Below are 594 nucleotides of genomic sequence, written 5' to 3' on the forward strand. Positions count from 1 at the left end.
GCAGAGGCCAGCTTATCAGACGAAATTTAACCAACCGAAGTTGCGACAGAGTTACGCAGTCGGTCAACGCGCCTTTGGTCGGGGGTGCAGTCCTCAGCACTCGAACCGTGCATGTTAAGCTATCTGGCAATTTTTTCTGGCCCGCCGTGGGCAATGAACAGCACCATGTGCGGCTTGAATGGTGCCGGCCTTTCGGCGGACGTATACCTTTGGAGATATGGCCAGCGCCTTGAATGCGATGCAGAGCGGCTACCAGCGCATCGCGGCCGAGCTGGACGCACGGGTCGCCGCCTTCGTCGAACACCTGCAGCGCGACACTCAGGTGCAGCGCTTTCATTCTTCACTCCCAAACAACTGATTACAGGTGACCCGGCCCCCTTCCCCGTCAGGAGGCCGAGTAGAGGTGTCGCGCAGGGGGCCGCGAGGCATGGACGACAAGCGTGTCATGAAGGCCGGGGCCGGGCTCGGCGCTCCCTCATGAAGGGACGTCCCTGCCTAGGCGGCCCCGGCCTTCATGACACGCTTGTCGTCCATGCCTCGCGGCCCCCTGCGCGACACCTCTACTCGGCCTCCTGACGGGGAAGGGGGCCGGGT

The 594-nt window shown here is 63.0% G+C and carries 1 protein-coding gene; it reads right to left on the minus strand.

The features are described 5' to 3' along the window. The coding region (locus tag U8L64_RS01635) for a hypothetical protein (RefSeq protein WP_333393445.1) at positions 1-337 on the minus strand (337 nt) is incomplete at its 3' end. Between the last annotated feature and the right edge of the window lie 257 nt (positions 338-594).

The sequence above is a fragment of the Pseudomonas sp. FIP_A4 genome, assembly GCF_036701605.1.
GTDB lineage: Bacteria > Pseudomonadota > Gammaproteobacteria > Pseudomonadales > Pseudomonadaceae > Stutzerimonas > Stutzerimonas phenolilytica.